Source organism: Pseudomonas batumici, assembly GCF_036585405.1.
GTDB lineage: Bacteria > Pseudomonadota > Gammaproteobacteria > Pseudomonadales > Pseudomonadaceae > Aquipseudomonas > Aquipseudomonas batumici.
Genome location: NZ_CP144470.1, coordinates 285,918 through 294,004 on the forward strand (window position 1 = coordinate 285,918; position 8,087 = coordinate 294,004).

Annotated in this window: 8 protein-coding genes; 2 read left to right on the forward strand and 6 right to left on the reverse strand. The window is 58.9% G+C overall.

The genetic code is table 11. The features are described 5' to 3' along the window. Positions 1 to 15 precede the first annotated feature (15 nt). Both NUH87_RS01375 and NUH87_RS01380 read left to right on the forward strand, forming a co-directional pair. Entirely contained in the window at positions 16 to 1,599 is a 1,584-nt protein-coding gene (locus NUH87_RS01375) for an MFS transporter (RefSeq protein ID WP_338524376.1), read from the forward strand. 138 nt (positions 1,600 to 1,737) lie between these two features. Then, entirely contained in the window at positions 1,738 to 2,469 is a 732-nt protein-coding gene (locus NUH87_RS01380) for a Crp/Fnr family transcriptional regulator (protein WP_338524377.1), read from the forward strand. A gap of 24 nt (positions 2,470 to 2,493) precedes the next feature. Here NUH87_RS01380 and NUH87_RS01385 read toward each other — a convergent pair whose 3' ends face one another. From NUH87_RS01385 to pnuC, 6 genes are all read right to left on the reverse strand, one after another. After that, entirely contained in the window at positions 2,494 to 2,943 is a 450-nt protein-coding gene (locus NUH87_RS01385; protein WP_040068701.1) for a hypothetical protein, read from the reverse strand. A 510-nt stretch (positions 2,944 to 3,453) separates the two neighbouring features. After that, positions 3,454 to 4,014, reverse strand: a complete 561-nt coding sequence (locus NUH87_RS01390; protein ID WP_338524378.1) for a YSC84-related protein — start codon at positions 4,012 to 4,014, stop codon at positions 3,454 to 3,456. 114 nt (positions 4,015 to 4,128) lie between these two features. Beyond that, the gene (locus tag NUH87_RS01395) at positions 4,129 to 4,614 is read right to left on the reverse strand and encodes a Spy/CpxP family protein refolding chaperone (RefSeq protein WP_338524379.1); all 486 of its coding nucleotides are present in this window, start codon (positions 4,612 to 4,614) and stop codon (positions 4,129 to 4,131) included. A 96-nt stretch (positions 4,615 to 4,710) separates the two neighbouring features. Further along, positions 4,711 to 5,061: a hypothetical protein gene (locus NUH87_RS01400; protein ID WP_338524380.1), complete on the reverse strand. Its 351-nt coding sequence runs from the start codon at positions 5,059 to 5,061 to the stop codon at positions 4,711 to 4,713. Between the two features lie 506 nt (positions 5,062 to 5,567). After that, positions 5,568 to 7,151: a lactate dehydrogenase gene (locus NUH87_RS01405; RefSeq protein WP_338524381.1), complete on the reverse strand. Its 1,584-nt coding sequence runs from the start codon at positions 7,149 to 7,151 to the stop codon at positions 5,568 to 5,570. Between the two features lie 164 nt (positions 7,152 to 7,315). After that, positions 7,316 to 7,927, reverse strand: a complete 612-nt coding sequence (gene pnuC / locus NUH87_RS01410; protein ID WP_338524382.1) for a nicotinamide riboside transporter PnuC — start codon at positions 7,925 to 7,927, stop codon at positions 7,316 to 7,318. Between the last annotated feature and the right edge of the window lie 160 nt (positions 7,928 to 8,087).

Here is an 8,087-nt window from a genome sequence, read left to right on the forward strand (position 1 = left end):
GAAAGGGTGGGTACGATGACTAAAGAGCAGGCCCCGATTTCGGCCTGGCAACCGCTTCGCCATGGACTGTTTCGCAGTCTGTGGCTCGCCAGCATTGCCTCCAACATAGGGACGTGGATGCATGAAGTCGGTGCCGGCTGGCTGATGACCTCCTTGTCGGCCAGCCCTTTCATGGTGTCTCTGGTACAAGTAGCGGGTGCCGCTCCCATGTTCCTCCTGGCGCTACCCGCTGGCGCGCTGGCCGACATCGTCGACAAACGACGTTACCTGTTGGTTGTCCAGGCAGGGATGGCCGTCGTTGCACTTGCGCTCGCCTTGATCACCTTTGCGGGCCTGATGAGCGCTACGCTTTTACTCCTGTTTACGCTGGCTATGGGGATTGGAACGGCGCTGACCATGCCGGCGTGGTCAGCGTTGACACCTGAGTTGGTTCCAGCCAGTGATCTGCCCGCCGCGATATCGCTTAGCAGCGTGGGGGTCAACGTTGCCCGGGCACTCGGACCGGCCATCGCCGGTATCATCATCAGCCTGGTAGGGCCATGGGCGACCTTTGCCGTCAATGCCCTGTCCTTCTTTGGCGTTATCGCGGTGCTCGCCTTGTGGCATCGCACGCCACAACAGAGCGTATTGCCGGCAGAACGCCTGTTTGGCGCGATACGTGTGGGTTGGCGTCATGCCCGTAGTTCACGGCACCTGCAGCGAGTTCTGGTGCGCGCCCTGGCTTTCTTTCTGGGGGCAAGCGCCGGTATGTCCTTGCTTCCACTGATCGTGCGAGGTGAGCTGAAGGGCAGCGCCGAGCAATTTGGGATCCTGCTCGGTTGCGTCGGGATCGGGGCGGTCGCGGGTGCAATGTTTCTACCCCGAATTCGTCGTCTGATGGCTGTCAATCGGCTGATGACGTTGGCCAGCCTTATCTATGCGGCAGTACTGCTGGCCTTGGCATGGATTCAGGATTTCTATCTGCTTATTCCGGTGATGCTCGTCAGTGGGGCTGCCTGGATCGCGGTATTGTCCAGCCTCCAGGTGTCTGCGCAAACATCGGTACCGGCGTGGGTAAGGGCCAGGGCGTTGGCGGTCTACATTCTGACGTTCTTTGGCAGCATGGCCCTGGGCGGTTTGATGTGGGGCCTGATCGCCAGCTGGCTTTCGATCTCGATATCGCTGAGCTTTGCCGCTGTCATCATGATGGCGGGAGTAGGGGTGGGCTGGTGGGTCAAATTGCCTGCGCTGAGTGCGGAAGACCTGGCCCCTTCGCTGCATTGGCCTCAACCGTTGATCAATGTCGACGCTGATGGTGAACGTGGGCCCGTCATGATCACGCTCGAGTATGAGATTGGCACGGCGGATGCCGATGCCTTCAAGGAGGCCATGGAAGAAGTGCGCAGAATGCGCCACCGCAACGGTTCTTTTTCCTGGCAGTTGATGCAGGACACCGAAAATCCGCAGCTGTGGATAGAGCTGTTTTTTGACGAGTCCTGGCACGATCATCTACGCCATCACGGTAGAGTCACTCGCGCAGAGTTGAAAATCGAATCAGCCGCCCGGCGCTTTCAGATCGCTGGAAAGCCTGTACGTATTCGGCACCTGCTCAAAGGCTGACGGGGGCAGTCTCTCTCCGTTGCAATCAACGTCTCGACAGTCCCAAAACCCGATGAGCGGCTGTGTGCGGTAACGCACACAGCGTACGTTGGCCTAATCTTTAGTAGTTGGGGTACTTCTCCTGGAGAGGTGGCGGATATGCTCGATGTTCCCAAACCACAACAGAACCATCTTCTGGCGGCCCTTCCCGCGCAATCGCTGGAGCGCTTGCTGCCCTACCTCGAATTGATCCCCTTGCCGCTGGGCGAGGTGCTCTACGAATCCGGCGATACCCTGCACCATGTCTATTTCCCCACGGACTCCATCGTTTCCCTGTTGTATGTGATGGAGGACGGTGCCTCGGCGGAGATTTCCGTGGTCGGCAATGAGGGCTTGATCGGTATCGCTGTTTTCATGGGCGGGGAAAGTACGCCCAGCCGGGCCATTGTCCAGAGTGCAGGACATGCCTACCGATTACCCTGCCAGCGGCTCAAGGACGAGTTCAACCGCCACGGGGAGATGCTCCAGTTGATGCTGCGCTATACCCAGGCGCTGATTACACAGATGGCCCAGACCGCGGTCTGCAACCGGCACCACTCCATCGATCAACAACTGTGCCGCTGGTTGCTGTTGTCTCTCGACCGCCTGCAGGACAATCAACTGACCATGACCCAGGAGTTGATCGCCAATATGCTCGGTGTCCGCCGCGAAGGCGTGACCGATGCCGCTGGCAAGCTGCAACGCCTGGGCGTTATCGAATACAGCCGCGGCCACATCACGGTGTTGGACAGGGCCGCGCTTGAGCAACTGAGTTGCGAGTGCTATGCCGTGGTCAAAAAGGAAACCGACCGCCTGTTACCCAGTGAGCCATTGCCGCCTGCCGACGAATAGCCGCGGGCCAGCGTCAGCATGCCCTTAATCGCTCCAGTGTATGTTCACCGTATCGATAGATTTACCGTTGAGGGCAACGGTGCGGCGCTCTTCATGTCCATTGGCCTTTGCCACTACCCGGTATTTGTTCGCCGGCAATTGAACGTAGAGAATGGGACCCACTTGGTTCAGCGACAATAGGGCGTCACCTTTTTCGCTCTGGATCAGTACGTCGACATCGCTCAGGTACTTGTTGCCCGACCCCGTTGAAAAGACGAGATGAAGGTTGTAGCCCTGGGTCTGCAACAGGGCCTTTGACTCATCCTGGCCAATGCCACCTGCCACATAGCGGATTCCATTCTGCTCATGCGGTTCCAATTGTACCGCCGACATGTCGACCGGTTCATTGTTGGCTGCAGACAGCACCACGGGAGATACACCCATCAACAGGGCCAAGGCGAGCCTTGAAAACCTCACTGAATAAATGAATTTCATGATCAATACTCCTTGGTTCGTACTCGAACCAATGCATGTACTGCCAGATTGCAAGGAATGGACGGAGTGGGTCTGTGCGCTAGTGCACATAGACTCAGAAAGGGGAGTCATAAAGTGATAGTTTGCACTGTGTGGGATGGCGTACAGAATATTGCCGCGAGACAGCACAGAATAAAAACAACAACAGAGCAGCCATCGCTGCAGCAGGTCTAATCATGAACGCCATGACTGATTCAGCTCTGGTACGACGTATCAATGCACAGTGTCATCCACTGCTACGCTACCTTCACAAATCAAGTGGCGTGCGCTATTTGGCAGTCTGTGAGGCCGGCGGTACTTATGAACTAAGTCCTATCAGTGGCCGTTCAATACACGCGACCGATACGGAGTTGGCCAATAGGGACGTCTGGGAAAGGTTGATTTGAACAGCGTTTCGCCAACCCCGTTTGTCGATCATCACTGCATTGCTATAGACCAGGCTACCGACACTTTCCCGATGTCCGCCTCGATTCAACGTTTGATCAGCGAAATCTTGGTACCTTCGATGCTGACGCCCGCCATCAGGCCCTCCTGGTCAAAGACAAACGCGTAGGCATCGTCCTTCAAGGTCGAGGTCGACAGGTTTTTCGAGAGCCCCTGGTTAGCCAGGACAACGGTGGGGCCTACACCGAGCTCCCAACCCTTGGTTGTACGGACATAGTTGACCGCTTTGTCAGTCACCAGGAACACCGCATAGGCATAAGACTGGGCGCCGGCCTGCAGTCCCCATGAACCGGTCACCGAGTTGTAGTAACCGTCCACTTTCGGGCCACTGAGCATCACCCCCTCGCCATAACTGCCACCAAACACCAAGCCTGCTTTGACGACTTTGGGAAATACCAGTACAGCTTTGGCACTGTGGGATAGGGTTTCGGCAAATGGTTGAGTCTTGTAGAGCATTTGCAAGGCCTGCCGGGACTCTTTTTCCAGATCCTCGGCCGTGGCGGCGCTTGCACTATTGAACAGACCTGTCGAAACCAACGACAGGGTTGTGACAGCGATAAACATAAGTGAGCGTAGTGAAGTGATCATGGTGGTCCTCCAATGCCAGCGATAGAGATGAACCAGGCTGGCCGTATCTACCTTGGGTCAGGTTAGGAGTCGCTACCGACCCTGTCTGTTCGGTAGCGCACAACAAACTGCATATCAATGAGATTTACTGGCCGTTTCGCGCCGCTCCTCCCGCTCATTACGGAACAGTTTATCGGCGGTTTTTTTCTGAACGGGGGAAAGCGTGCCATATAGCGCGCTAAACGCCGTGGCAAGCTTCTGCATATTGTCGGCGTGCATCTGGGCCAATTTGGCATAGGACTGCATCGCGTCATCGGCATTTAACGATGACAGTTTCTGTGCACGATCCAGGAAGGCCTTATCGGTGGCATTTGCATTGTCACGCATGGTTTTCGCATAGGCCTCCCATTGTGCCGACTGCTGGTCGGTGATCTTCAGTTTGGCGTGTAGCTCGTTGACCCTCTTTTCTACAAAGTCCGCGTGTTTTTTCGCATGACGGGCGGCTGCCTGTGCGACGGCGTCGGAACTGCTCGCTGCCGTCGTCTGTGCCGAGACGGAAGTCGTGAGGAATGCCAGCATCAACACGGCTGGCATGGCCGCTTTGAGTACGAAGTTTTTCATGTCGTTATATCCGGATTAAGGGGGGCGAATTGACGACGGTGGCAGGGGATCTATCGGTGAGCTCAGCCGGTCGCCTGGGGCATGCGGTCATGGAACTCAATAGCCGGGTGATGGGTAGTAGTACCTGACCCCAGGCGGTGGCGGTGGTGGCGCCTCCCTGTAAATCACGGCGGGTGGCGGCCGTAGGGCACCGGCGACCGCTGCGCCGAGCAGCGCGCCGGCGATGATCCCGCCCAGATCGTCACCGCCGCCGCGATAGTCACCGCGATCACCGCGATAGTCGCCATGACCGCCGCGATAGTCGCGATGGTAAACCGGCCGCCCGTGGCCCTCGCGGTAATGGTCATGCTCCGCCTGTGCGGGTAACACGGATGCCGACAACACGGCAATGGCGCCAACCATGACTGCCAGTCGGCGGTACAAAGATATTTTCGATGTGTGAGTCATAAGTCATGCCTCTCCGATCATCAGCTGGCAGCGATCTGCCTTGCATCAGGTTGACCCCATGGCCGGGGCCAGTCTGTTCGGTGGCGCACGCTGGGCCGTCGGCGTGACACCTGTGCCCGAACCGTCAGCGCTCGAGGCCACTATGCGCGGCAGCGAACCGACGAACTGCCGAGGGCATGTCATCGTTCTTTTACCCGGCATTCAGGGATTTTGCTGTGCCGACGACACTCGCCCATGGCAATGAGAGCAGCCGCTAATCCATTGCATTGGAGAACGATCAAATGAAACGCACGACCCTATGGATCCTGGTACTTTCCGGTGCCCTCCTGCTGGGGGGGTGTTGGCCTTATTGGCACGAAGGTCACGGCGGGCATGAGCATGGCCGCTACTTCGGCGACGATCGAGGAGGGAGTCAGGGATATAGCAGGTAAAGCCACGGCTCAAGGGCGGGTCCCGGCACCCGCCCTGTTATCCCAGGTGACGTGGGAGAAAGCTGACCGCCAGGGTCAGCCTTTGAGTTTTGCCGGGTCCGCTTGTAACAGCGCCTTGTCCTGAAGCTCGGCCAGGGCTTGTTTCAATCGCGCGGCGCCCGTCGGCGTATTGTCCGGGTGCAAGGCGTGTTCCAGCACGTCCCTGAAACTCCGGGTTCTCGATGAATTGAGCGGGGTGACCGTCTGCTCCAGCAGACGCCCCATCACGTATCTGGATACCCGCGTGGATTGGCTGGCCGACTGTGTCACCGAGGCGTTGGTCAACTCACCCTTGTGATAGCTGAGGGTGGTATGGCTGCTGGCCTGGTCGTCGATCTGGTAAAACCGGTAGTTCTGCGACTCGGCCGCGCTGGTCAGCCTCAGTTTCTGGCCCGGGTACAGCGACTGGTGATAGCTGGCGGACAGGTGCGATTGTTGGTCCTGCTCAATCGAGCGATTGAACGGATCGCGGCCCTTGAGTCGCGTGGACTGGGACACGTCGTAGGCAAAGGTATCCCGTTCGCCGGGACGCATCGGGTTGCTCGCCTGGGCCGTTTGTTTCACCGACGCGGAGAAGTCAGCCAGGCCGGTCAACAGGTTGCGGTCGATATCGCTCGGGGCCAGCGGATCGACGGTGGCCGGCGTAGTGGTCGCGCGGGTGCCGGGATAGTTGCTATTCAGGGTGGAGAACGCATCCTTGAACATCGACATCAGTTGCCGGTCGCCGTTACCCCGGCTGGTGGCGGCGTCGATCTGCTTGAGGTAGCTCTGGAGCGCCTTCTGCTGTTGATTGGCATTGCCGCGAATCGCCTGGCTCTTCAGGTCCACGGACAGTTGCAGGTCACCCGCGGGCCCGTTCATGCGTACCGAGCGTTGTTGGCCGTCGGCATGGAAACTCAGGGTCTGGGTGCGATTGTCCTCAAGCTTGAGCTTGGTACTCAGGTCGACCGAGGAAAACACCTTGGAATCGAACGAGGTCAGGGCACCCAGCTTCAGCTGGGGCGGTTCGGCGGTCAGACCGTCGAGCGCGGACTGGAAGCCGTCGGCCATCTTGGCCAGGGCGGCACTCTCTTCATCACTGAGCTCGCCGCCATCCACGTGGGCCTGCACGGCCAGGCCATTGTCCTGGTTCGCCAGGCTCAAGGTCACGGTTTTACCGCTGGCGGTCTTGAGGGTCAGGCTGATGGTGCTGTCGGCATTGATGCTGTGCAGCTTGGATTGAGCGGCAGACAGCTCGGTGGCGTTGAGCGGTTTGCTGCCTGGCGCCTGGATAACCGACTGCGAGATGTCCTTTTTGCCTTCGGCCAGTTGCGCCAACAACGCCGCGCCGAGGCCGGCAAAGCGGTTGGCGTTGGACCGGCTGGCGAGGTTGCCGCCCATGGTGAACGATACCCTGTCCAGCGGACTGTTTTCCCAGGCAGGCGCCGCCGCGGCGTCAGACAAGGCGCCACGGGCGTTGTAGGTGTTGATTTCGACCACGGTGTTCTGGCCAATCATCACGCTGGAAGCCGGGGAGGAAACCGCAGCGGTTGCGTCGGCAGGCTGTACGCCAGCCAGCAGTTTGCCAGTAACCTGGGAAGGGGTCAGCGTCAAAGCACTGATCGACGATATCCCTGTCATGGAGCCTCCTGAGTCAAGAAAGTTATTCTATGTACAGGAGTGTATCGACTACGACACATAAAACTTGAGGAGGGCCCGGGGGGCGGGCCGGACGGCTTCGGCCTGGCGTATCGGGCGTCAATGAGCGAAGTGTTCGAAGGCGATGCCCTGCGCAGGTGCCGGCACTAACGAATCAGCTCGCCCGTCATCGAGTCGCATCCTGGGAGCGGTCGCTGCTCCTGGCCGCTCAGGTCCTGCTGCCAAGCCCGCAGGCCATAGATCGCCAGCACCACGAAGCCGGCGTACAGCGCCGCTGTCAGTTGCAGGTCCTTGAACAGGAACAGGCCGACGTAGAGGACGTCCAGCACGATCCACAGCCACCAGCTGGCCACATACTTGCGCGCCGCCCAGACACTGGCCACCAGGCTGAAGGCGGTGAGCGAGGCATCCATCCACGGCACCGCCGCATCGGTAAGCCGGTACATCAGGGTCCCCAGCAGCCCCGCGCCCAACGCACCGCAGAGCAGACCCAGCAGGCCTTCACGCCAGGACAGCCGGGCGACGTGGACCTTGCCCTCGCTCAGCTCGCCCTGGCTCCAACGCCACCAGCCATAGCCTTGCAACACGGCGAAGATGCCTTGCAGCAACGTATCGGAATACAGCTTGGCGTCGTAGAAGATCCAGGCGTAGAGCAGCACCGCAACGACGCCGACCGGCCAGCACCAGCGAATGCGTCGGGCGGTCAGCCAGACGCCGAGGACGTTGACCAGGACGGCGATGATTTCAAGCGTGGACATGCAGGGTTCCTTGACGGAAACGGTAGCGGTGCCTTGACCGGGAGCGAGGAGAAGAGCGGGCTAGTTTGGTATTGAAATTGATACTTATCAATGAATTAGCGGGGAGTTTTGTGGAAGTGACCGGTCCTGGTCAAAAAAACACCGTGAAATATTTTGAAAT

Coding starts and splice junctions, on each gene's coding strand:
- NUH87_RS01375 (WP_338524376.1), top strand. CDS start 16: ATGACTAAAGAGCAGGCCCCGATTTCGGCCTGGCAACCGCTTCGCCAT.
- NUH87_RS01380 (WP_338524377.1), top strand. CDS start 1,738: ATGCTCGATGTTCCCAAACCACAACAGAACCATCTTCTGGCGGCCCTT.
- NUH87_RS01385 (WP_040068701.1), bottom strand. CDS start 2,943: ATGAAATTCATTTATTCAGTGAGGTTTTCAAGGCTCGCCTTGGCCCTG.
- NUH87_RS01390 (WP_338524378.1), bottom strand. CDS start 4,014: ATGATCACTTCACTACGCTCACTTATGTTTATCGCTGTCACAACCCTG.
- NUH87_RS01395 (WP_338524379.1), bottom strand. CDS start 4,614: ATGAAAAACTTCGTACTCAAAGCGGCCATGCCAGCCGTGTTGATGCTG.
- NUH87_RS01400 (WP_338524380.1), bottom strand. CDS start 5,061: ATGACTCACACATCGAAAATATCTTTGTACCGCCGACTGGCAGTCATG.
- NUH87_RS01405 (WP_338524381.1), bottom strand. CDS start 7,151: ATGACAGGGATATCGTCGATCAGTGCTTTGACGCTGACCCCTTCCCAG.
- pnuC (WP_338524382.1), bottom strand. CDS start 7,927: ATGTCCACGCTTGAAATCATCGCCGTCCTGGTCAACGTCCTCGGCGTC.